The organism is Brevundimonas sp., from assembly GCF_050729455.1.
In the GTDB taxonomy this organism is placed as follows: Bacteria; Pseudomonadota; Alphaproteobacteria; order Caulobacterales; family Caulobacteraceae; genus Brevundimonas.
This window is the reverse complement of sequence record NZ_JBOHLI010000026.1, coordinates 1-20125: the sequence shown is the minus strand read 5'-3', so window position 1 is coordinate 20125 and position 20125 is coordinate 1. Positions and strand designations below refer to the sequence as shown.

At 67.8% G+C, this 20125-nt stretch carries 27 protein-coding genes; 3 read left to right on the top strand and 24 right to left on the bottom strand.

Translation table 11 applies throughout. The features are described 5' to 3' along the window. Positions 1-41 precede the first annotated feature (41 nt). From ACREEF_RS08465 to ACREEF_RS08375, 19 genes are all read right to left on the bottom strand, one after another. Positions 42-413, bottom strand: a complete 372-nt coding sequence (locus tag ACREEF_RS08465; protein ID WP_431565157.1) for a helix-turn-helix domain-containing protein — start codon at positions 411-413, stop codon at positions 42-44. 10 nt (positions 414-423) lie between these two features. Continuing rightward, positions 424-648, bottom strand: coding sequence for a hypothetical protein (locus ACREEF_RS08460; protein ID WP_431565156.1), 225 nt, complete (start codon positions 646-648; stop codon positions 424-426). 3 nt (positions 649-651) lie between these two features. Further along, a complete protein-coding gene (locus ACREEF_RS08455) occupies positions 652-1287 on the bottom strand; it encodes a gp16 family protein (protein ID WP_431565155.1) in 636 nt (211 codons plus the stop codon). Next, on the bottom strand, positions 1284-1592 hold the full coding sequence (locus ACREEF_RS08450; RefSeq protein ID WP_431565154.1) for a hypothetical protein: 309 nt from the start codon (positions 1590-1592) through the stop codon (positions 1284-1286). Before ACREEF_RS08450 ends, ACREEF_RS08455 begins: the two co-directional genes overlap by 4 nt. After that, positions 1592-2200, bottom strand: a complete 609-nt coding sequence (locus tag ACREEF_RS08445; RefSeq protein WP_431565153.1) for a GcrA family cell cycle regulator — start codon at positions 2198-2200, stop codon at positions 1592-1594. The genes ACREEF_RS08450 and ACREEF_RS08445 overlap by 1 nt, the downstream gene beginning before the upstream one ends. After that, positions 2197-2706, bottom strand: coding sequence for a DnaA N-terminal domain-containing protein (locus tag ACREEF_RS08440; RefSeq protein WP_431565152.1), 510 nt, complete (start codon positions 2704-2706; stop codon positions 2197-2199). Before ACREEF_RS08440 ends, ACREEF_RS08445 begins: the two co-directional genes overlap by 4 nt. Before the next feature lies 1 nt (position 2707). Further along, positions 2708-2959: a hypothetical protein gene (locus ACREEF_RS08435; protein ID WP_431565151.1), complete on the bottom strand. Its 252-nt coding sequence runs from the start codon at positions 2957-2959 to the stop codon at positions 2708-2710. Then, on the bottom strand, positions 2956-3096 hold the full coding sequence (locus ACREEF_RS08430) for a hypothetical protein (RefSeq protein ID WP_431565150.1): 141 nt from the start codon (positions 3094-3096) through the stop codon (positions 2956-2958). Before ACREEF_RS08430 ends, ACREEF_RS08435 begins: the two co-directional genes overlap by 4 nt. After that, positions 3096-3485: a TetR/AcrR family transcriptional regulator gene (locus tag ACREEF_RS08425; protein WP_431565149.1), complete on the bottom strand. Its 390-nt coding sequence runs from the start codon at positions 3483-3485 to the stop codon at positions 3096-3098. Before ACREEF_RS08425 ends, ACREEF_RS08430 begins: the two co-directional genes overlap by 1 nt. Continuing rightward, positions 3485-4153: a DUF3164 family protein gene (locus tag ACREEF_RS08420; protein WP_431565148.1), complete on the bottom strand. Its 669-nt coding sequence runs from the start codon at positions 4151-4153 to the stop codon at positions 3485-3487. The genes ACREEF_RS08425 and ACREEF_RS08420 overlap by 1 nt, the downstream gene beginning before the upstream one ends. Before the next feature lie 135 nt (positions 4154-4288). Further along, positions 4289-4660 (bottom strand): hypothetical protein, encoded by a 372-nt coding sequence (locus ACREEF_RS08415; RefSeq protein ID WP_431565147.1) that lies wholly within the window; start codon positions 4658-4660, stop codon positions 4289-4291. A 10-nt stretch (positions 4661-4670) separates the two neighbouring features. After that, on the bottom strand, positions 4671-5642 hold the full coding sequence (locus ACREEF_RS08410; RefSeq protein WP_431565146.1) for an AAA family ATPase: 972 nt from the start codon (positions 5640-5642) through the stop codon (positions 4671-4673). Between the two features lie 79 nt (positions 5643-5721). Then, positions 5722-7734 (bottom strand): transposase domain-containing protein, encoded by a 2013-nt coding sequence (locus ACREEF_RS08405; RefSeq protein ID WP_431565145.1) that lies wholly within the window; start codon positions 7732-7734, stop codon positions 5722-5724. Next, a complete protein-coding gene (locus ACREEF_RS08400) occupies positions 7731-8198 on the bottom strand; it encodes a hypothetical protein (protein ID WP_431565144.1) in 468 nt (155 codons plus the stop codon). The genes ACREEF_RS08405 and ACREEF_RS08400 overlap by 4 nt, the downstream gene beginning before the upstream one ends. After that, entirely contained in the window at positions 8191-8514 is a 324-nt protein-coding gene (locus ACREEF_RS08395) for a hypothetical protein (protein ID WP_431565143.1), read from the bottom strand. Before ACREEF_RS08395 ends, ACREEF_RS08400 begins: the two co-directional genes overlap by 8 nt. After that, a complete protein-coding gene (locus ACREEF_RS08390; RefSeq protein ID WP_431565142.1) occupies positions 8514-8717 on the bottom strand; it encodes a hypothetical protein in 204 nt (67 codons plus the stop codon). Before ACREEF_RS08390 ends, ACREEF_RS08395 begins: the two co-directional genes overlap by 1 nt. Further along, the gene (locus ACREEF_RS08385; protein ID WP_431565141.1) at positions 8714-9610 is read right to left on the bottom strand and encodes a ParB/RepB/Spo0J family partition protein; all 897 of its coding nucleotides are present in this window, start codon (positions 9608-9610) and stop codon (positions 8714-8716) included. Before ACREEF_RS08385 ends, ACREEF_RS08390 begins: the two co-directional genes overlap by 4 nt. Further along, entirely contained in the window at positions 9603-9917 is a 315-nt protein-coding gene (locus ACREEF_RS08380; protein WP_431565140.1) for a hypothetical protein, read from the bottom strand. The genes ACREEF_RS08385 and ACREEF_RS08380 overlap by 8 nt, the downstream gene beginning before the upstream one ends. Positions 9918-9919: 2 nt before the next feature. Beyond that, positions 9920-10213, bottom strand: a complete 294-nt coding sequence (locus tag ACREEF_RS08375) for a helix-turn-helix domain-containing protein (RefSeq protein WP_431565139.1) — start codon at positions 10211-10213, stop codon at positions 9920-9922. 125 nt (positions 10214-10338) lie between these two features. Between ACREEF_RS08375 and ACREEF_RS08370 the strand changes: the two genes are divergently transcribed. Further along, complete coding sequence (locus tag ACREEF_RS08370) at positions 10339-10932, top strand: LexA family transcriptional regulator (RefSeq protein WP_207821623.1); 594 nt, start codon at positions 10339-10341, stop codon at positions 10930-10932. After that, positions 10929-11093 carry a hypothetical protein gene (locus ACREEF_RS08365; protein WP_207821626.1) on the top strand — a complete coding sequence of 55 codons (165 nt, stop codon included), beginning with the start codon at positions 10929-10931 and terminating at the stop codon, positions 11091-11093. The genes ACREEF_RS08370 and ACREEF_RS08365 overlap by 4 nt, the downstream gene beginning before the upstream one ends. Positions 11094-11648: 555 nt before the next feature. On the opposite strand, the gene ACREEF_RS08360 is transcribed toward ACREEF_RS08365, so the two are convergent. From ACREEF_RS08360 to ACREEF_RS08345, 4 genes are all read right to left on the bottom strand, one after another. Further along, the gene (locus ACREEF_RS08360; protein WP_431565138.1) at positions 11649-13121 is read right to left on the bottom strand and encodes a CHAD domain-containing protein; all 1473 of its coding nucleotides are present in this window, start codon (positions 13119-13121) and stop codon (positions 11649-11651) included. A 122-nt stretch (positions 13122-13243) separates the two neighbouring features. Continuing rightward, entirely contained in the window at positions 13244-13993 is a 750-nt protein-coding gene (locus ACREEF_RS08355; RefSeq protein ID WP_431565137.1) for an SDR family NAD(P)-dependent oxidoreductase, read from the bottom strand. A gap of 125 nt (positions 13994-14118) precedes the next feature. Beyond that, positions 14119-16059, bottom strand: coding sequence for an acetate--CoA ligase (gene acs / locus ACREEF_RS08350; RefSeq protein WP_431565136.1), 1941 nt, complete (start codon positions 16057-16059; stop codon positions 14119-14121). A 31-nt stretch (positions 16060-16090) separates the two neighbouring features. After that, the gene (locus ACREEF_RS08345) at positions 16091-17446 is read right to left on the bottom strand and encodes a DcaP family trimeric outer membrane transporter (RefSeq protein WP_431565135.1); all 1356 of its coding nucleotides are present in this window, start codon (positions 17444-17446) and stop codon (positions 16091-16093) included. A 173-nt stretch (positions 17447-17619) separates the two neighbouring features. Here ACREEF_RS08345 and ACREEF_RS08340 point away from each other — a divergent pair, with 173 nt between their 5' ends. Further along, positions 17620-18234 (top strand): response regulator, encoded by a 615-nt coding sequence (locus tag ACREEF_RS08340; protein WP_431565134.1) that lies wholly within the window; start codon positions 17620-17622, stop codon positions 18232-18234. Positions 18235-18465: 231 nt separating this feature from the next. Here ACREEF_RS08340 and ACREEF_RS08335 read toward each other — a convergent pair. After that, positions 18466-20125: hybrid sensor histidine kinase/response regulator (locus ACREEF_RS08335; RefSeq protein WP_431565133.1), on the bottom strand; the 1660-nt coding region annotated here is incomplete at its 5' end.

Here is a 20125-nt window from a genome sequence, read left to right as displayed (position 1 = left end):
GGGTCTGAGAGGGGTGCACCGGTGCACCCTGAGCGACCGGCTCAGAACAGGTCTGGCTGATCACGACGGCCGCTGCGACCGGGGCCGCCGTTCAGCTCGTCCTTTACATAGAACACATGTCGGCGCGAGACGCCAACACGTCGGCATATCTCTGGAACCGATCGGCCCGCCTCGATCAGCTGGGCCACTTGCGCGCGCTTGCCCAGAGCCATCGGGATTTCGATATGGCCGCCACCGAACTCGGCCGCGACGATCGCCGCCGCCTTGGCGCCCACCGTCTCCGTGATCGGGTGATGGGCACCGAGGAACTTGGGCACATACAGGCGGCCGCCGCCGAACAGGGCCGACAGGGCGGCGGCTTCGTCCTCGCCGATCAGTTTCAGCAGCTTCTGCCAGTCAGGAAGATCGTTCATCCGCACGGCGTCACTCCGCGCTGGATCGACGGATGGCGGCGCGGACCTGGTGCAGGTGCAGTTCCGCCTGAAGAGACCGTTGAACGGCCTCTTGAAGGGCTTTTTGACGGGCGCTGATCTCGCCATGCGGCGCGCAGCGGACCCGGCGTGTCGCCTCGGCCTGCTGGGCATGAGCGGAGGCAAGGTCCGCTTCCGCGTCCCTCAGCTCCGGCCATGACATCAGGTCCAGGCTCATGCATCACCCGGCGTCGGCGGTCGCGGCGGCGCGGATCTGATCGCCCAGCGAGCGGATGGCCTGGTCCAGGGCGGAATGGTCCGCCTGGAAGATGGCGCCCGGCTGACGGTCGATCGCCAGCCTCATGCCCAGTCTCTTGGCCTGAAGGCGCAGAAGCCCGACCTTCAGGACCTTCACCAGGTCCGTTCCACGCGGCAGGCCTGAGGTGTCCTGCGACCAGCCGGCGCGCTCGGCCATGGCCTTCAGGGCCTCGATCAGCTTGTAGCACTGGGCCTGATCGGCCCACTGGAGCTGTTCGACGCCCAGTTGACGTCGGGCGAAGGCTTCCAGCGCCGGTTCGGACGGGTCGCGAACCTCGCCCAGATGCCACAGGGACAGCCACAGGGCGCGGGCCTTCTTGGCGCTGGGATGGTCGGCGACAGGTCGGGCACGGCGCCCGATCCGGCCGCCTGTCACCACCTTCGGCGTCCAGCCCTTGGCCTTCATTTCATCCAGGACCAGGCCCAGTTGAGCGTCGGTGCAGTCGGCCGAGGACGTATGCCCCGTGAGGCGTTCCAGCATCAGGCGATAGGCGACGTCATCCAGCCCGAGGTCTTTGCGGGCAATCTGCACCTTGGCGACGTTGGCGCGGCGGGTCATGCGTCCGCTCCCTGCTTGGCAACCTGTCCGCCGCCGCGCACCCGCGCGGTCATGGTCAGCTTCTGGTCGACCAGGAACATCGGGCCGTCCAGGTCATCGAACTCGATGCGGGTAGTGAGACGGAACGGCCGGCCGCCATCATCCTGGAAGATGGCCACGAAGGTCGCGCCAAGCTGGGTCCGGCGGACCTGGACATGCGCCGGGGGCGTCCAGGCTAGGCCCAGCTTGAACAGCTCCGCGAAGCTGTCCTTCCAAGCGATCATCTGCGGCTTCTGTGGTTTGCGGCGGGTGGTTCGGCGGGCCATCAGGCGTCGTTCCTGGAACTGTAGGGCATGGCGACGCGACCCACGGTCGCGAGGGGCTTGGGGACAGGCTTCAGACCGGCGGCGACGCAGTGGTTGGCGCAGTAGCGCCGCGTCTCCACGGCCGTCTCGCCGCAAAGGTGGAAGTCTGGAGAGGCCGGGTCTCCGACCGGCCAGCTGCAGGTGGCGGCGGCCTTCTCGGCCTGAGGCGCAGGAGCCTGATGGCGCGGCCGGTTGGCCAGGGCGGCGCGGATCATGTCGGTGTGGTCGTGGCGCTTCGCCGGGGCGGGCGTGACCTCGGCCTGAGGGCGCGACGGGGCGACGACGGGCCGTTCGCCAGTTACGGCGGCCAGAGCGGCGGCGTAAGCATCCGGGCTCTGGCGGCCGACCTTTGACAAGGCCGTGGGATCGACGCCCAAGGTCAAGCAAAGACGCTTTTTCTTGCATCCGGTGACGTCGGCGACGGCGCGAACGGCGGGGATCAGGCTGCGACGCAGGGGCGAACCCTTCGCCTTGGCCGAGGTCAACGCCACGACGGGATCGTCACCCAGTGCGAAGGCGGCGGCGACGATGGCGCGCGCCACCATGTCGGAAGTCAAAGGCTGGATCACGCGGCGTCCCCCCTGATGCGCCAGACCACGCCGCCGTATCGGCGACGAAGCAGATGGCCATGCTCCTGATTGATGCGGTCGCGAGCGAACCTGGTTGGGGCGATAATGACGACGGCGCCGTCGATTTCTTCCAGTTCCAGACGTTCAAACCACGCGGTCCAGGTCGCGGTTGTCATATGCCCGCGAGCCCAGTCGAACGGGTGTTCGGGCGCGGGCTGAGCGGGCTCAGCCGGCGCCGGAACATCCGGGGTCATGTAGTCGTCGAAGTAGCGCTGGTTCAGCCATTTCCGGGCATGGGGGATCGACACGGGATCGAGCTTTTCGGCCTTCGCCACGGCGGCGTATCGTCCCGCCGCGACGATCAAGGCGTCGGCGCTTTCACCAGCCTTCAGCAGACGCGCGAACACCGCGAGCGCAGGCGCTCGCGGGTTCACCGGACGATGGGGATAGGCCGACCAGAAGCGATTGAAGGCCGCTTCTACATGGGCGGGATAGGTCACCGGCATGTCAGCCCCCCGCCTTCGCTGAAGCGAGCCTCAAGGCGTCTTCGCGGGCGGCTGACATGCCGGCCACCGCCTCCTGGATGACCGTCCACTCATTGGACGTCACCGTGGCGCGGTCGCCCTGGTCGCGAAGCCTGAGAATGCAGGTTTCGACAAGTTCCCGTTCGAAGTCCGACAGGATGGCGCCGTGGCGGCCCAGCAGGACGGCGGCGCGAAGCAACGCCACCGACTGCTCATGGCTCAGTCCGCCCTTCATCGTTTGGCCCCGAAAGCAGGGCGCATGACCAGATGAATGACGACTGCCGTCAAACCGAAGGTCAGGGCGACGGCCAGGCACCACGCCAGGGCGTGGATCAAGAGCTGCAGGAAGTAGTCGGCATAGACCCACCACATCAGCGGTCACCCCCCTTAATCTGGGCCAAGCTGGCGATGATGTCCTTGACGGCGGGGAAGCGCTCGACCGCTTCGCGCGCGCCGAGGGCGGCGGTCAGGTCCGCCACCATCTGCCGGGTTGCGAGGAACAGGGCGTGACCGGCTTCGGGCGTGACCGGCTGGTGGCCATAGATGGTCTGATAGAGGTCGGCCTTGTCCTTGAAGTTGGCGAAGACCGCCCCGGTGGACATGCCCATGTCATCGGCGATGGTGCGGATCGTCGCGGCGGCGTAGCCGCCCTCGGCCGCGAAAAGACGCTGTGCCGAATCCAGCGCCTTCTGGCGCGTGGAGGCCTTGGCCAAGGCGCGGCGGTTGGGGCGCGGCGCGGGGGTTTCCAGAACCGTTTCCATCAGGCGTCCGCCACGTCGATGGTGACCGGCGTCCACTTCGAGCGGGCGTCGTCGCGGCGATAGAACCGGACGTGTTCCTTCGTCCCTTCCACGCGGATCGAATCCTTGATCGCGCGCATGGCCGATTGCCACCGGTCGTCGGCGATCTCGTAGCGCAGCAGGCGGAACAGCTCGGCGCGGTTGACCAGCCCGGCCGTGTCGGTGCGGAAGGCATGGTGGACGATGCCGCGCAGCTCCGGACCGCTGTCGTTGGTCAGTTCGGTCAGATAGGCGTCAACCAGCGCCTTGGCCGCCTGCAGTTCCGGTCCGAACGTCAGACGTTCCTGCACCTGAAGGCGGACCTGACGGGTGCCGTCATAGCTGGTCAGCGTGACGTTCCCCTTCTCCCCGCCCAGCTTGGCGCCGTGTTCCTGGAACAGGACGGCCAGCAGGTCGGCCACGTCGTCCAGGGTGTGCTGTTTGAACCGGGCGATCTGGGCTGACAGCTCTTCGGCGTGACCCATGACCTTGCGGACCATGTCGTCAACAAGCTGGTCGCTGGCTTTCACCAGCTCGGCCGGGATCAGGGCGCCCTTGGCGTCGGTCCAGTAGGTTTTGCCGTCGAGTACGACCCGCCCGTTGGGTTGCGGAGCGGCCTCGATGGCGGTGTTTGCAGTCTGTTCGATCATGATTTCGGGTCTTTCAGAGGTTGGGTTTGGAGCCGGAAGAGGGTGTGAAACGGCCCGTCAGGGGCACTTCGAGGGGGCGGCGCAGCCAGATCAGCCGGATGAAGCGACCCCAACGGCGCAGAGCCGAAGGGCGCCTCATGCCCGGCCTCCGTCGATGACGCCGAGGCCGTGGACGTGGCGCATCCGGTTGGGGGCCGTCTGGGCGGCCAGCTGTCGCCCGGTCATCAGCCCCAGGCGGCGGACCAGGTGGGGAAGCATCGAGCGACCGGGGCGCTGGGTGGCCAGTGCGGCCAAGCCGGCGTCGGTCAGGACAATGGGCCTGTCTTCGGCTTGGTCGAGGTCCCGCACCGCCGAGGCCCGGTCGCGCATCCGCCGCATCAGCAGGGAGAAGTCGGCCTCCGTCAGGTTCTCCTCGACGCCACGCCGCCAGACCGTGCCGATGTCAGCCAGGAGGCCGTCCATGAGCTGATCGCGGGTTTCGCGGGCATAGGGGTTGATCTTCAACATGCATCCCTCCTCAAGCAGCCTGATGCGTCAGCTGACGCTGCTGGTAAGCGGCCTTGATGTGGCTGAGCGTTACGTCCTCATCGGTCGCGCGCGCCGTCAGGGTGGCCATTTCCATGACCTGGGCGATGGTCCGCAGACCGCCCGACTGCAGGGCGATGGTGCGCAGGAACTTGTCCTGGGCGGGCTTCTCGATGCCCCAGGCGCGGATGATCACGTCCAGATCGGCGGCGGTCGGATTGCCGTAATAGGCGGGCCAGGCCACGCGGCTGTGGATTTGGGCGAAGGCGGCGGTCTTCGCGCCGCGTTGCACCCGCTTCATGATCTCCGGGTTGCCCGCCAGGCACAGTCCGCACTTCAGGCGGTCATGGATCGCCCGCAGCTGTTCGACGGAATCGTCGTCGAGCAGCTGGGCTTCGTCGACGATGATCACGGCGTTCATGCCGTCCAGGCGATCGCAGATCGCCTCCACCAGGTTGAAGGCGCGCCCCCCATACTTCGAAGTCGATCCGCAGGACTTCAGAACCGCCTGCAGCATGGACGTCAGGCTGCGGTTGGCCGGGTCCATGGTGGCTTTGAAGGCGTTAGGCGTCTGGCTGCAGAACTGGTCGAAGGTGGCGGTCTTGCCGACGCCGGGGTTGCCGGCGATCACCACAAGCTTGCCACGCCGGGCGAACTGCAGTTGGGCCATCATCTGACGCGAAGTCGGGGTGACCTGATACGGCGGAACGATAGGCGCCTTCAGCTCCAGCTCCTGCCGGGCCTCTTCGGCCAGGAAGAAGCGGTTGACCGCCCACGCAATGCCAGCGTTGTCGCCCTTGTAGGTGTTGTTCACGAACGCCGACAGCGTCGTGGCGCCCACGCCGGTCGCCTTGTGCAGGTCTGTCCAGCTGAGGTCCCCGTAGTCCTTGTAGGCCTTCAGCTGAACGCGGAGTTCCTGGATTTCCGCGTCCGTGAAGCTCTCTTTGCCCCGATCAATGTTCATGCTAACCGCTTCCTTACGTGTGAGGCCTTTTGGGCCTGGACTTCAGGGCGCGACGGGCGGCAACCCGCCGCGCCCCATTTCATTCGACGACCCTGAATCGAGCGAGACGCTCCATCGCCATGGTCATTCGATCGTTGGTGCTGACCGGCTCTTCCGCCGCCTGTTGGACGGTCTGGGTGGTCGGCTTGAGGGCGGCGGCGGTGAGGCCGCGCTGACGGACTGGACGAACCACCTTGGGCTCGGGCGCCTCTTCCTCGGTTTCCGGAAGGTCCGGCATCATCGCAGCCAGTTCTTCGGCCGTGAGCAGCTGCTGAAGCTCGATCGCGCGGCGCGTGACCTTGCGTAGTTCGCCTTCCTGACGCGCCCGCTTTCCAGCGGCGGCGGCGTCGAGGAAGCCGGTCTTCTCAAGCAACGGCGCCGAGGTCAGATAACGCCCGTCCAGCGCATAGACGTGGACGTCCGAATGCAGATTGTCGGGGTCGTAGCGCAGGATCACCTTCTGGCCGGCGAAGGCGCTCAGGGCCGGCGACCACCAGATGTTCCCATAGGCGCCGACCGAACCGTCCTTGCGGTCGGTGGACACCGTCTTGGACGCCAGAAGGGCCAGACGCAGCTGCTCCGGACGCGCCTTGCCGATTGGCGACACCGCGTAAGAGGCGTTGAAGGCTTCATCAAAGCTGAGCCGCCCTGCGCAGGCCTCCGTCCGACGTCCTGACCGTGCATTGTGAGCGTCGATTCCCAACTGAACCACGCGGCGGAACGTGTCGAGGTCGATGGCCTTCGAACCATAGTTCTCGGGCTTGGCGTCAGGGCGGTTGCCGGTATAGGCGCCCGCGAAAGCCGGGTGCTTGGCGACGCTGTCGCACAGGTCCCTGAAGGCCCGTTCAATGGGCTTCGACGACCCTCTGAACGGCAGAGCCCAGTGCACCTTCACGCCCAGATCGGTCAGCAGGCCCGTGGGTTCTTCCGGCTTGATCTTGAAGCGGAAGCGACTGGTGGCGCCGCCGGTGATCATCTTCGAGGCGAAGGCGCGGCCGTTGTCCATCAGGCAGGCCTTGGGGATGCCGTAGTCAGCGAACAGGTCGGCGAACGCCAGCCTGGTCAGCACGGCGGACTCGGTTTCACCGATCCGCCAGCTCAGGATCTTGCGGCTGTAAACGTCCTGAATAGCGACCATCATGGGCCGCGCGATGGTGCCGTCCGGCCAGCGGACGAAGACGTCCCAGCGGTGGCCGTCGATGTTGACCAGCTCCAGGGCGTGAAGGTCGGCGACCGAGCGTTGTTGATGCGGGATCGTGGCGCGCAGGGCGTCCATGCCCTCGCGGCGAGCCACGATGACCCGTCCGTCCACCTCACGCTCCAGCTTGCGCTGCAGGGTCTTCACATGAGGCAGGCTCAGCCCCCGCGGAGCGCAGAACTCGCGCTGGCACCGGTGATAGCAGCTGGCGAAGGTCGGCCGTTCGGGGCGCAGATAGTCGCTGAGCAGAAACTGCCAGGCGTCGGCGTCCACCTCGGCCGCCTTGCCGCCGCCTTTGCGCTGGGGAGCCAGCAACGGCAACCGATCGCCCCGCTGGGCGCCCGCGACAAGGGTCAGATAGCCCCACAGGGTCGATTCTGCGACGTCATGATCGGCCGCGACGGTGGCGATAGCCGCCGTCCGGGTCAGGCCGGCCGCTTCCAGGGTGTCGAGCTTGTCCAGCATGGTCAGGCGCGACCGGGCCTCGGCCTTCACCGGCTCGCCTTGCTGGTCGAACCAGTTCCAGAGCTGGGCCTGGGGCGCGGGCGCGGCGCCGTCGTTGGCCGGGGTTTCCTCGGCCACCGCACGGACCTGACCGATCAGGCCCATGCGCGCCATGGCGGTGGTTGCCTGGGCCGGCAGGACGGCCACATTGTATTCCAGTCCGCCGCCGCGTCCCTGACGCGGACGCGCCAGAGGGAAGCCGCCCCGATCCGTCTTCAAGGCCCAGCGTTCGGATTGGGCCAGCTCGTTGATCTTGCGCTTGGCCGTGGACAGGCCGGGCAGTCGCAGAGCAGCCAGTTCGGCCGCCGTCCACCACACCCTGGGACCCCCGCCCCCCATCGTCATGGTCATCGGATAATGCCCCCGCGCGTGAGCGGCTGCGCCTCGGCCTTCAGGCTCTTCAGGCGTTGTTCGATGTTGCGTCTTTGGGTTTCCAGATGGCCGATCTCGGCCAGCAGGATTTCTTCGCCGACGACCACGGCGCAGCCGATCTTGCGCAGCAGGGCGTCCAGCACGTCGAAGCGCTGAGTGGCCACGATCAGGCCGAGGAACCGCGAGAACGACACATTGTGTCCGTCCCGAGCTTCGGCCGCATAGGCGTCGAGCATGAACTTGGAAATGTCAGCATCCATCAGGGCGCTGAGCTGGCCGGCGACCTCGAACCGGTTGCGCGGATCTTCGCGCAGGATGGTGGCGACGGCCGAGGCCACCTCACGCTCCATATGCGCCAGACCGCCCTCCGACACGTCGGGTCGCGGCGTGTTGAAGGTGAAGGCCATCTGGGCCGGATCAAGGGCGGGCTTGCGCTTAGCCATGGCGCATCGCTCTCCAGCGCTCGCCATAGGTCGTCACATGGCCCTTCTCGCGGACCCGGCGCATGTAACCGGCCCCCAGGCTGTCGGGACGACGGGTATCAGGCTTCATCAGGGCGCCGATGACGCGGATTTGCACACCCGCCGCGAAGAGCGAGGCGGCTTCCCGCTCGCGGGCGGTCAGCGGGGGGATGCCGGACAGCGCAAGCCGGACGTCACGAACGGAACGGCCCGCCATTTCGGCGATGTCCTCATGGGTGTCGCCCGCGCCCAGGCATTCCTTCGCCCAGGCCAGCTCTTCGTCATCCCACGGACGCATCAGTGCACCACCGGCGCGTCGTCCGGACGCTGCAGGATCAGGGCTTCAAACTTGGCCGCCAGCGCTTCGCTGACCGCCAATGCGGCTTCCAGGGTCAGGCCCGCCACCGCGTAAATGGCGGCGCCGTCGTAGAAGCGGATGAAGATGTCGCCGTCCGTCGAGGTGATGATGTCGATAGCGGTGGCGCGGCGGGCGGCGGTCATTGCGTCCCTCCGAACGTTTCGCCGTCGATCGTGATGACCACGCCCTTGGGCAGTTCGCCCTGGGCCAGCTGGCGCAGCACGTCCTTGCGATCCCGCGAGCCCAGGCGGGACCAGTTCGACACGATGGCTGACCACGCCTTCTGAACCGGCGACTTCACCGGCGCCTGTTTCAGCGTGGCGGCGGCGTCGGTGACGCCCTTGGCGGTGCCCTCCGCGATCAGTCCCGCGACCAGTCGTTGGTCGGCGTCCGACATGCGCGCCAGAGCGCGCAGCTGCGAGGCGTTGCCAGCGACGGCTGTTGCCCGGATGGTGGTCGCTACATCGGGGTTCAGGCCGCGATGTAGCTCAAGGTCGAGATAAATCGACCGCTTGGAAAGACCGAGCGTTTCAGCGACCTGCTCGGTGAAACGGTATGCGTGTGCAAGGTTTGCACTCGCATCTTGCGCGTCAGCTTTCAGGCGATCTGACCAACGTGCTTGAGCCGCGACAGATTGAGGCGTGGCGTCTTCTGAAACGCCCGCCCGCGCGCGTTCAATCTCGATCTGCTTGGCCACGAAGGCAGCGCGATCCAAAGGCGACAGCTCCTGACGGAACAGGTTCTCGCCGATCTCGCGGGCCTGACGGTCCAGGGCGTTGCGGTCCTGAATGTCGGCGTCGATCTGTTTCCAGCCCAGCAGGGTGGCCGCCGCCAGGCGGTGGCGACCGGCGGTCATGCCGAAGCCGCCGCCCTTGGTGCGGTAGATCTCGATAGGTTCGTCCTGACCGTCACGCTTCATCAGCGCGGCCAGAGCCTCGACCCATGCCTGGTTGAGCGGGCGCAGACCGCCCCTCGGGTCGATCTGGTCGATATCGACCACATAAATGGTGCGGGCGACCGGCAGCGCGTCAGACATGCTTCAACTCCGGCGCTTCATGCGGGGTGTCGATGCGAACGGCCTGCAGGCCGAGCGCGGTCAGTCGGATCGCCAGCTGGTCACGCTGTGTATCCGGCAACACGTCCAGCGCCTCGCGGCTGGCCTCGACCATCGACAGGGTCACGGCTGCGGCCGTCAGGCTGTCGCGGTGGTTCTCGGCCTTGGTCAGGTGGCTGCGCAGCCGGTCGCCGTTCGATCGGCACTCCAGGGCGGCCGAGCTGGCCGCCCGCCGAACCGCGACCAACTGGGCGCGAAGGCTGGCTTTGGGGAGACGTTGACGACCCATGTCTAACGGGCCTCCGCCGATAGACGGTGCGCATTTCGCTTAGTGCGCTTATTATCCCTCTTTAGGGACGAATCTCCCGCCTGTGCGGCGACGTAACGCCCTGGAAAGAGACGATGAAGCGGAAGCTCCAGATCATCAGCAATAGCCTGCTCAACCCGCGCAGATGCGCGTCCGCGAAGGACGTCCTTGACGGATTGCGTCGGCAGATCGTGGGCCTGCTCGAACGCGATCAGGGTGCCATAGCGCTTTCTGAGCGCCCCCTTGATGTCCTCTTTGTGTACCGACTTCGAAATCATGTCCCTCGCCTCGCGGGCGAATCCGCTTGTAGGGACAATGTATCCCTAAAAAGGGTTAGTCAACAATGACTGCGCCACATACGGACGCGGATGCGCTTTCTTTTGGGGAAAGATTGAGGGCCGCCATGGGCAGCACGCCCCAAGCGCACGTCAGGAAGCGCGCCGACATCTCTTCGACGTCGATGTCGCTCTATGTTCAGGGCGCTCGGGTGCCCAAGTTCATTGACGGGATCAGGCTGGCCCGCGCGCTTGGCGTGGACCCTGCATGGTTGGCGACGGGTGTAGGAAGTCCGAACGCTGCTAACGACGGCTACCTAGCCGTGCCCATCTATGATGTTCGATTAGCAGCTGGTGTTGCGTCATTTTCGGACGCAGCCGACCAGATAGGCGAAATGCCTTTTGATCGTCAGCTGCTCCGGGACCTGGGCCGATCCTCGGCAGAAGGTCTTGCAGTGTTCCAGGCCGAAGGCGACTCCATGTGGCCCACGATCCAAGATGGCGCTCGCGTCCTTACCGACCTCAAGGATACGCGCCTGAGGGAGGGGATTTTCGCCTTTCGAACAGGCGACGAGCTAAGGATCAAGCGGCTTCGCCGGCTAGTCGATGGCATCGAAATACGGTCGGATAATGAGCGCTACCCGCCCGAAGTCCTCAAAGGGGACGATGCGGATGAAGTGGTGATTATTGGCGCAGTGCTTTGGACTGGGAGCGTCCTATGAAGACCAAGCTGAACCGAACTCAACTAACCCTGTGCCTTGCCTTTGGTCTTGTCGCGATCCTGGGATGCGCGGCCATCATCAGCTTTGGGGTTCGCATGGACCAAGCAGGCAAAGAGCGGGAAGCTCGAATGGCAAGGCCTTGGTCTTCGCCTGAAGCTTGATCCTCGCGGCGGGCCCCCATGCCCGACGCCGCCAGGCGCATCCGACGCAGCCTTGAGCGCGCCAACGATCTGTTAGAGGCGGCCGAAAACCGAGTCCCAGTTCCGCCGCCTACCCGCCCGCCCGCAAACCCCGCCTCTTCACCGTCTAGGCCCGGAAATCCGGGCCTTTCGCGTTTTTGAATGAACTGGGACGCTTGCAGTCCCAGTTAGACGTCGGTTCGCGTCTAGAGAAGCACCATCACGGGCGGCGTAAGAGCTAGGGCGCCCGGCAAAGCGATCCGGCTCAAACCCTTTTATCGCGGGCCTAATAGGCCTTCAGGACCGACTTAAGAGCGCCGTAAGCACCGGCTTGCCACCAGGCGGCCACTCCGGCATGTCCTGTCCCGCCAGTGTCTAAATCGCGGGCCTCTCTAGACACTGCTTTCGAACGACGACCGCGAACAAAATTTTTTGGATGGGTCGGGAAAGGCAATGATTACGGGGTTTTGGTCCCGCCTGGTCCCGACCCATCCCGGCCCATCCCGCCCTTTTCGGTGACTCTAGCCAGTCCTGTCCTCACTCACTGGCGTCGTGAAAACGCCCGCAGGCCTTGAGCGCGGCAGCCAGCAGGGCGGCTTCGTCGCGCTCGCGCCGACCGATGACGCGCCCGGCGGCGAAGGCGACCGCGGCGTCGTCCAGATGGGCCTCGCCGGGGATTCGGTCGCGCGCCACGGCCAGATCATTGAGCGCGCCGAGTCGGTCCTGCAGCCGTTCCAACGCCTTCAGATAGCGGGGGCGGCGACGGCGGGCGGGGAAGAGGTCGGCGAAGAACTCGGCGGCGTAGCGCAGGCGCTTGGCGCGGATGCGCAGGTGATGGCGGGCCTCGGCGTCCAGATTGAACAGGTCGCGGGCGCGCTCTTCGACCTGACGGTGCAGCCGGTTCAGGGCCTCGGCGGCGAAGGGGGCGACGGGTTCGTCGGGCAGGGCCGCCGTCTCGATCCAGGCGGTCGCCTCCAGCATCAGCAGGGCGTAGCGCGGCGAGGCGACGGCCTTGAGCACGCGGTCATAGGCCTGTCCGCGCGCGGTCAGCAGATGACGCCCCAGGGGCGCGAGGTCCGGCGAGGGCGCCGCCAGCGCCGTCGGGTGGAAGACGTCGCGGATGAAGACGTCGAGATCGCGCGCGGCGTCGGCCTCGCGCGCCAGCCACTTCAGTTCGGTCTCGACGCGTTCGCGCTCTGCCTCGGCCAGCAGGGGCTTGAAGACGCCGACGGCGGCGCGCAGGCGGCGCAGGCCCACGCGCATCTGATGCACGGCCTCGGGGCGGCGCACGACCCGCAGCAGCTCGGCGTTGGCCGAGACCTGGGCCAGACAGGCCATGGCGATGCGGCGAAAGGCGGTCGCCGTCGATGCGTCGGGCGACAGGGGCGTGGCGACGGCGCGTCGGGGGCTGCGGCTCTCGCCGTCGGCGAGGCGCCAGCCGCGCTCGGCCTTGCTCTCGAACACTGGGACGATGGCCAGGTCGCGCGCCAGCCGTCGGGCGAGGCTGAACAGGGCGGCGGGTTGGCCCGCCTTCAACTCCAGCTCCAGTTCGTAGATGGGTTCGCGGCGGTCGCCTGCGGACAGGTCACCGGCGTCGAAGGCGACCTCGATTCGCGCGCCCTCCCAGTCGACCATGCGGATGCGGCGCACCACCGTCGTGGCGAAGCGGGGCGACAGGTCGCGGCGGCCCTTCAGCCGTTTGTGGGCGGGCGTGGCCCTGAGCGCGGCGAGGTCCAGGGCTTCCGTGGGGACAGGAACCTCCCACTCGTCGCGGGCGGTCTGGCCGGGGGCGGTCTGGCGCTTCAGGGTCTGGACGAAGCCGCCCGGCGTGGCGCGCACCCTCAGGCCGCACCCCACCGCGCGCAGGACGCCGTCGGGGGTGTCGAAATAGACCGAGCGGAGCGACTGGCTGGTCTGCGGGCCTTGCAGCGCCGGATGCCCCGACAGGCGCACGACCGCCCCCGGTCCGAGCCGGAACTTCAGTTCGGTTTCGGTCGCGGGCGAGGCCATGGGGCTATTCTAGGCCCCTCGCCGTCATCCCGGAAGCGGCGAAGCTGGGGCGCCTGAGCACTCCCTTGTTTCGTCATCCTCCGGCGAGCGGAGCGAGACCGGGGGATGACGGAAGAAGAACCTCAGTCCCGCGCCACCTGGAATCCCGCAAACGACTGGCTGACCGGCATCAGCTCCAGGGCGTTGATGTTCAGGTGCGGCGGCAGGCTGGCGACCCAGAACAGGGTCTCGGCGATGTCCTCGCCGGTCATCGGCTGGGCGCCGCCGTAGAGGGCGTCGGACGCCGCCTGATCGCCGCTGGTGCGGACCAGGGTGAACTCGGTCTCGGTCATGCCCGGCTCTATGGAGGTGACGCGCACCCCGGTGCCGTGCAGGTCCGAGCGCAGGCCCAGCGAGAACTGGCGTACGAAGGCCTTGGTGCCGCCATAGGCGTTGCCGCCCTTGTAGGGATAGGTCGCGGCCACCGAGCTGATGTTCAGGATGGCGCCCTTGCGCGCGATCAGGCGCGGCAGCAGGCGGCGGGTGATGGTGACCAGACCGGTGATGTTGGTGTCGATCATCTGACGCCACTGGTCCAGATCGGCGTCCTGGGCGGCGGCGGTCCCCAGCGCCAGCCCGGCGTTGTTGATCAGGACGTCGATGTCGCCAAAACCCTCGGGCAGGGCGTCCAGGGCGGCGTCGATGGCGGCCTCGTCGCGGATGTCGAAGACGAGGGGATGGACCACCTCGGCGCCCAGTTCGGCGACCAGATCATTCAGTCGGTCGGCGCGGCGGCCGGTGGCGATGATCTTCCAGCCCGCCGAGGCGAAGCGGCGCGCCGCGGCCTGTCCGATGCCCGCCGTGGCGCCGGTGATGAGGACGGTTCCGCTCATGGTCTGCTCCTGTTCGCTGTCGGGGCTGTCTAGCGCCGCCTTGGCTCGGGCTCAAACGACGAAACGGCCGACGCCCCCTTTCAGGAACGCCGGCCGCTTGCTCCGGGGAGAGCAGGGGAGGGTCGTCAGGCGGCCCGGTTCTTCACCAGGTCGTCGACGACCGAAGGGTCGGCCAGGGTCGAGGTGTCGCCCAGGGCCCCGATCTCGTTCTCGGCGATCTTTCGCAGGATGCGCCGCATGATCTTGCCGGATCGGGTCTTAGGCAGGCCCGGCGCCCACTGGATGACGTCGGGGGCGGCGATGGGGCCGATCTCCAGCCGGACCTGGGCGACCAGGGCCAGACGCAGGGCCTCGGTCGGCTCGATCCCTTTGTTCAGGGTGACATAGGCGTAGATGCCCTGACCCTTGATGTCGTGGGGGAAGCCGACCACGGCGGCCTCGGCCACGTCGTCGTGCAGGACCAGGGCGCTCTCGACCTCGGCCGTGCCCATGCGGTGGCCCGAGACATTGATGACGTCGTCGACCCGGCCGGTGATCCAGTAGTAGCCGTCCGCGTCGCGGCGGCAGCCGTCGCCGGTGAAATACTTGCCCGGATAGGTCGAGAAATAGGTCTCGAAGAAGCGCTGGTGGTCGCCGTAGACCGTCCGCATCTGGCCCGGCCAGCTGTCGGTGATGCACAGATTGCCCTCGGTCGCGCCCTCCAGAACCGTTCCTTCGGCGTCGACGATCTGCAGCTCGACGCCGGGCAGGGGCCTGGTCGCCGAGCCGGGCTTGAGGTCCGTCGCGCCGGGCAGGGGCGAGACCAGCACCCCGCCGGTCTCGGTCTGCCACCAGGTATCGACGATGGGCAGGCGGCCGTCGCCGACCACCTCGTGATACCAGCGCCAGGCCTCGGGATTGATCGGCTCGCCGACCGAGCCCAGCAGGCGCAAGCTCTTGCGGCTGGTCGCCTTCACCGGGGCGTCGCCTTCGCGCATCAGCGAGCGCAGGGCCGTGGGGGCGGTGTAGAAGATCTCGACTTGATGCTTGTCGATGACCTGCCAGAAGCGGCTGACAGTCGGATAGTTGGGCACGCCCTCGAACAGCAGGGTCGTGGCGCCATTGGCCAGCGGCCCATAGACGCCATAGGAGTGACCGGTCACCCAGCCCACGTCGGCGGTGCACCAGAAGACCTCGCCGGGGCGGTAGTCGAACACCAGCTCGTGCGTGTAGCTGGCCCAGAACAGGTAGCCGCCGGTGGTGTGCAGCACACCCTTGGGTTTGCCGGTCGAGCCCGAGGTGTAGAGGATGAACAGCGGGTCCTCGGCCTGCATCGGCTCGGGATGGCAGTGGGCCGTGACCTTGGCGGCCTCGGTCTCATAGTCCCGGTCGCGGCCCTCGACGAAGCCCACGTCCGCGCCGGTGTGGCGGATCAGCAGGACCCCGTCGACGCCCGAAACCTTCTCCAGCGCCTTGTCGACATTGGCCTTCAGCGGGACCTTCTTGCCGCCGCGGCAGCCCTCGTCGGCGGTGATGACGAAGGTCGAGCCGCAGTCCTCGATGCGCCCGGCGATGCTGTCGGGCGAGAAGCCGCCGAAGATGACCGAGTGGACCGCGCCGATGCGGGCGCAGGCCAGCATGGCGTAGGCGGCCTCGGGGATCATCGGCAGATAGATGGTGACGCGGTCGCCTTTGCGGACGCCGTTGGCCTTGAGCACATTGGCCATGCGGCAGACGCGCTCGTGCAGTTGGCCGTAGGTGACGTGTTCGCTGTCGGTCGGCTCGTCGCCTTCCCAGATGATGGCCGTGTCGTCAGCCCGATGGGGCAGGTGGCGGTCGATGCAGTTGGCCGAGACGTTCAGCACCCCGTCCTCGAACCAGCGGATGCGGAAGTCGGCCTTGCTGAAGGAGACGTCCTTGATCTTGGACGGGAAGGTCATCCATTCGAGGCGCTTGGCCTGCTCGCCCCAATAGGCGTCGGGGGTCTCACGCGCCGCGATCCGGGCCGCCTCATAGGCGTCGCGGTCCATGTGGGCGCGGGCGGCCAGGTCGGCGGGGACGGGATAGATTTCCGGATCAGTGGACACGCGTTTCCTCCAGTCTCGTTCTTTTTCTTATTCAGAAGCCGTATTTGGCGAACAGGATCAGGCGGGTCATGTCGCCGTCCAGTCCCGACTCCAGCTTGCGGTCAGCGAACATCAGTTCGGCGCCGATATCAAACGCGGTTACCGGCGACCAGATCAGATTGGCATGGATGCTCTGGGCCGAGCGGTTGGCGCCGGTCCCGGTCAGCAGGACGTCGTTGTCGACGCGCTGGGCCGACCAGACCAGGCTGGAGCGCCAGCCCGGCGTCCAGACGTGGCGATAGGCGGCGAAGCCGGCGATCACGCCGATGGCGTCCAGCTCGCCCGAGGCGTCCAGCACCGCGTCGTTGGAGAAGTTGAGCCCCAGATAGCGACCCACGCCCTCGCCGCCCGACAGCATGAAGCGCAGGTCGTCCTGAGCGCCGACCTTGAGCTTGGCCGAGGCCGACAGGCCCCAGCCGGTCGCCGTGTCGTCGACGGCGCTGGCCGGGTTCTCGTATTTCAGCTGACGCAGCAGACCGGCGAACTGCAGGTCGCCCCAGGGGCGGCTGATCGCGTAGCGGGCCGTCAGGTCGGGCAGGCTGTTGTCGTCGGCGATGATGCGTGCGCCGCCGCCGAAGGGGGTGACGGTGGTCTCGGGGTTCTCGACCGCGATCGAGAAGGGGCCGCGCGTGTAACGGACCTGCACCTGGCGGGCGAAGACCGTGCCTTCGGCAGCGCCGACGAAGTCGGCCGATTCCGGCAGGACGGCGGTGTTCTGGAAATTGGTCCACTCCTGACCGATCAGCCAGTTGTCGATGGTGACGAAGGCGCGGCGCAGGGCGGGGGTGGAGGCGCTGGTGATGCGCTGGTCGCCGGTTCCGGGCAGGCTCTGGAAGTCCATCTCCAGACGCGTCCCGACCTTGTGGCCGCCGACCAGACCGTCGGTGGTCAGCCAGAAGCGCGTCTGACGGGCGTTGAAGTCCGTGGCCGCGTCTTCTTCGGCCCCGCCGACCGGAATGGAGCCGGGCAGGTGATAGTCGCGCAGCAGGTCGCCGTTGGCCGGATCGCCGCCGGAATAGCTGGAGGCGGTGGCGTCGACCTTGATGAAGCCGCCGAACCTGACCGTGTGGTCGCCGATGCGGAAGCCCTCTTCGCGCGGGGCGGGGGCGGAGACGGGCGTCGCGGCGGGGCGAGCTTCGAGGCGGATGATGTCCTGCGCCATGGCCTGGGACTGCGTCGTCTGCTGGGTTCGCGCGGCGACGACCTCGGCCTTCAGGCTGTTCAGCTCGGCCTCGAGCTGGGCGATGCGCGCCTCGAGGGCCGCATTGGCGTCCTGCGCCCAAACGGCGCCGGGCGCGAACAAAAGCGCAGCCGCAGCCGCGCCGCCGAGCAGGCGGTGTCTTCCCATGTCGTTATCCTCCCGGGTTCATCTGATGCGAACCTCGAGACCGCAGCATTCCGCGCGAGGGCGGTTTGCGGCCATTAGCCATTGGTCTAGTTTCGACCAAAGTCGAGGCGCGGCATGGTGTCGTCACAGCGCGGCCTCGACCCGAAAAAGAACCGCGCGCGGGAAGGACGTTCATGGATCGCATCGTCGTCGCCGACGACCACCCTTTGTTTCGGGCGGCGCTCAGATCGGCCGTCGAAAAGGCCGCGCCCGGCGCCATGATTGCGGAATGCGCCAGTCTGGCCGAGGTTCAGACCGCCCTGGCCGAAGCCGCGACCGACCTCCTGCTGCTGGACCTCAAGCTGTCGGACAGCGAGGGCATGACGGGCCTCAGCCGCGTCCGCGCCGAGCACCCCGCCGTGCCCGTCGCCGTGGTCTCGGCCAGCGAGGAGCCGCCGACCGTGCGCCGCGCCCTGGCCCTCGGCGCCGCCGGCTTCATCCCCAAGTCCGCCGCCCTGCCGGTCATGGTCGAGGCCATCCACGCCATCCTGTCCGGCGAGGCCTGGGCGCCCGATGTCGGCGCAGCCGGTCCCGAGGAGGGCGATCTGGAAGCCCGCATCGCCAGCCTGACGCCGTCCCAGCTGCGCATCCTCGAAGGTCTCAAGGCCGGGCGGCTGAACAAGCAGATCGCCTTCGACCTCGGCGTCACCGAAGCCACAATCAAGGCCCACCTGACCAGCGTCTTCCGCAAGCTGGGGGTGCAGAACCGGACGCAAGCGGTGATTTTGGCGCAGTCGATCGACCTGTAATTCCCTTCTCCCCTTGCGGGAGAAGGTGGCCCGTCCGGGAGCGTCCTTCAGAAACCGCTCATCCCGGCGAAGGCCGGGATCCAGATTGTAAGGCGCGCTGCTGACAGCAGGTGACGCCATAGCGCCATTTGAAGCCAGCCTCCCGTCAAATGATCTGGATCCCGGCCTTCGCCGGGATGAGCGGATTTTGGAAAACCCCGACGCGCCTTCTCCCTCAAGGGGAGAAGGATTCTAACGCGACAGGAAGGCCTTCAGCGCCGCCGGCTTGACCGGCTTGGGCAACAACGTCGCGCCCGCCGCTGCGGCGGTCTCCTTCAGCCCCTCGCGGGTGTCGGCGGTGACCAGGCCGATGCGGCGCAGGCCGCGCGCCCTCAGGGCGGCGACCACGCTCAGCCCGTCCGCCCCGTCGCCCAGATGCAGGTCGACCAGGGCCGCGTCGAACGGCCCTTGGGCCGCGATGCCTTCGGCCACGGTCCGCGCTGTCGTCGCCTGCGCCCCCCAGCGGCTCAGCAGGGCGGACAGGGCGTCGAGGATGGCGGGCTCGTTGTCCACGCACAGCACCCGCAGCCCCGCCAGCGGCAGGCGGGCGTCGCCCTCGGCGAGCGGGGCGATCACGACCTGTGCTGCGGCGCGCGGGGCGCTGACGCGGAAGGTCGTGCCGCGCCCGACGCGGGAGGCCATCGACAGCGGGTGGCGCAGCAGGTTCGACAGCTTCTGCACGATGGCCAGGCCCAGACCCGCGCCCGGCTCGTCCACGGGGGCGCCGGGCAGGCGCACGAACTCGCCGAAGACGTTCTCGCGGTCGGCGTCAGGGATGCCGCGCCCGGTGTCGCAGACCAGCATCCGCACCGTCTCGCCGTCGCGCCGCGCCCCGACCAGCACCCGGCCCCGGTCGGTGTAGCGGATGGCGTTGCCGATCAGGTTCTGCAGCATGGAGCGCAGCAGGTCGTGGTCCGAGGCGACCCAGAGGCCCGACGGCATGACGGTCAGCCGCAAACCCTTGGCCCGGGCCATGGGGGCGAACTCGCGGCGCAGCTCGGCGAACAGGGCGTCCAGCGACAGGGGAGCCACGGCGGGCTGGACCCCGCCCGCCTCCAGCTTCGACAGGTTCAGCAGGGCCGTCAGCAGGCGGTGGGCGCTGTCGATCGAGCGGTCGGCGTTGGTGGCCAGCCCGCGCGCGGCCGAGCCGGGCGCCAGGGCCGGCTCCTCCTTCAGCGCGGCGATGAACAGACGGGCGGCGTGCAGGGGCTGCAGCAAGTCGTGGCTGGCGGCGGCGAGGAAGCGGGTCTTGGAGGCGGTGGCGTCCTCGGCCAGACGGCGGGCTTCTTCGAGCCGTTCGGTGCGGTCGGCGACGCGGGCCTCCAGCCGCTCGTTGGCCTCCTCCAGGTCACGGGCGGCGCGGCGCAGGGCGGTGATGTCGGTATAGCTGGTGGCGTAGCCGCCGCCGGGGATGGGCGCCCCGGAGGAGCGCAGGATGCGGCCGTCGGGCTGCTCGCGTTCGTGGTCGTGCGGGATGCGGCGCGACAGGGCCTCCAGCCGCCGCTCGACCCAGGCCTCGATGTCGCCAACGTCGGCGTCGCTCTCGCCGCGCTCGGCGTTCAGGCGATAGACGGCGGCGACGGGCAGGCCGACGTGGACGAAGCCGGCGGGCAGGTCGAACATCTCGACATAGCGCCGGTTCCAGGCGGTCAGGCGCAGGTCCTCGTCCACCACGCTGACGCCCTGGTCAATGTTATCGAGCGTGGTCTGCAACAGGTCGCGGTTGAACTGGACCGCCTGCGAGGCCTCGTCCAGCATCCGCACCACGTCCTCGGGCGCGCGGCCCCCGGCGGCCAGGGCGGCGGCGATGACGCGCCGGGCCGAGGCGGCGCCGACCGCCCCCGCCAGCATC

What these genes read in the sequence shown, in the direction of transcription:
- ACREEF_RS08465 (WP_431565157.1), bottom strand. Translation starts at nt 413, where the DNA reads ATGAACGATCTTCCTGACTGGCAGAAGCTGCTGAAACTGATCGGCGAG.
- ACREEF_RS08460 (WP_431565156.1), bottom strand. Translation starts at nt 648, where the DNA reads ATGAGCCTGGACCTGATGTCATGGCCGGAGCTGAGGGACGCGGAAGCG.
- ACREEF_RS08455 (WP_431565155.1), bottom strand. Translation starts at nt 1,287, where the DNA reads ATGACCCGCCGCGCCAACGTCGCCAAGGTGCAGATTGCCCGCAAAGAC.
- ACREEF_RS08450 (WP_431565154.1), bottom strand. Translation starts at nt 1,592, where the DNA reads ATGGCCCGCCGAACCACCCGCCGCAAACCACAGAAGCCGCAGATGATC.
- ACREEF_RS08440 (WP_431565152.1), bottom strand. Translation starts at nt 2,706, where the DNA reads ATGCCGGTGACCTATCCCGCCCATGTAGAAGCGGCCTTCAATCGCTTC.
- ACREEF_RS08435 (WP_431565151.1), bottom strand. Translation starts at nt 2,959, where the DNA reads ATGAAGGGCGGACTGAGCCATGAGCAGTCGGTGGCGTTGCTTCGCGCC.
- ACREEF_RS08430 (WP_431565150.1), bottom strand. Translation starts at nt 3,096, where the DNA reads ATGTGGTGGGTCTATGCCGACTACTTCCTGCAGCTCTTGATCCACGCC.
- ACREEF_RS08425 (WP_431565149.1), bottom strand. Translation starts at nt 3,485, where the DNA reads ATGGAAACGGTTCTGGAAACCCCCGCGCCGCGCCCCAACCGCCGCGCC.
- ACREEF_RS08420 (WP_431565148.1), bottom strand. Translation starts at nt 4,153, where the DNA reads ATGATCGAACAGACTGCAAACACCGCCATCGAGGCCGCTCCGCAACCC.
- ACREEF_RS08415 (WP_431565147.1), bottom strand. Translation starts at nt 4,660, where the DNA reads ATGTTGAAGATCAACCCCTATGCCCGCGAAACCCGCGATCAGCTCATG.
- ACREEF_RS08410 (WP_431565146.1), bottom strand. Translation starts at nt 5,642, where the DNA reads ATGAACATTGATCGGGGCAAAGAGAGCTTCACGGACGCGGAAATCCAG.
- ACREEF_RS08405 (WP_431565145.1), bottom strand. Translation starts at nt 7,734, where the DNA reads ATGACCATGACGATGGGGGGCGGGGGTCCCAGGGTGTGGTGGACGGCG.
- ACREEF_RS08400 (WP_431565144.1), bottom strand. Translation starts at nt 8,198, where the DNA reads ATGGCTAAGCGCAAGCCCGCCCTTGATCCGGCCCAGATGGCCTTCACC.
- ACREEF_RS08395 (WP_431565143.1), bottom strand. Translation starts at nt 8,514, where the DNA reads ATGCGTCCGTGGGATGACGAAGAGCTGGCCTGGGCGAAGGAATGCCTG.
- ACREEF_RS08390 (WP_431565142.1), bottom strand. Translation starts at nt 8,717, where the DNA reads ATGACCGCCGCCCGCCGCGCCACCGCTATCGACATCATCACCTCGACG.
- ACREEF_RS08385 (WP_431565141.1), bottom strand. Translation starts at nt 9,610, where the DNA reads ATGTCTGACGCGCTGCCGGTCGCCCGCACCATTTATGTGGTCGATATC.
- ACREEF_RS08380 (WP_431565140.1), bottom strand. Translation starts at nt 9,917, where the DNA reads ATGGGTCGTCAACGTCTCCCCAAAGCCAGCCTTCGCGCCCAGTTGGTC.
- ACREEF_RS08375 (WP_431565139.1), bottom strand. Translation starts at nt 10,213, where the DNA reads ATGATTTCGAAGTCGGTACACAAAGAGGACATCAAGGGGGCGCTCAGA.
- ACREEF_RS08370 (WP_207821623.1), top strand. Translation starts at nt 10,339, where the DNA reads ATGGGCAGCACGCCCCAAGCGCACGTCAGGAAGCGCGCCGACATCTCT.
- ACREEF_RS08365 (WP_207821626.1), top strand. Translation starts at nt 10,929, where the DNA reads ATGAAGACCAAGCTGAACCGAACTCAACTAACCCTGTGCCTTGCCTTT.
- ACREEF_RS08360 (WP_431565138.1), bottom strand. Translation starts at nt 13,121, where the DNA reads ATGGCCTCGCCCGCGACCGAAACCGAACTGAAGTTCCGGCTCGGACCG.
- ACREEF_RS08355 (WP_431565137.1), bottom strand. Translation starts at nt 13,993, where the DNA reads ATGAGCGGAACCGTCCTCATCACCGGCGCCACGGCGGGCATCGGACAG.
- ACREEF_RS08345 (WP_431565135.1), bottom strand. Translation starts at nt 17,446, where the DNA reads ATGGGAAGACACCGCCTGCTCGGCGGCGCGGCTGCGGCTGCGCTTTTG.
- ACREEF_RS08340 (WP_431565134.1), top strand. Translation starts at nt 17,620, where the DNA reads ATGGATCGCATCGTCGTCGCCGACGACCACCCTTTGTTTCGGGCGGCG.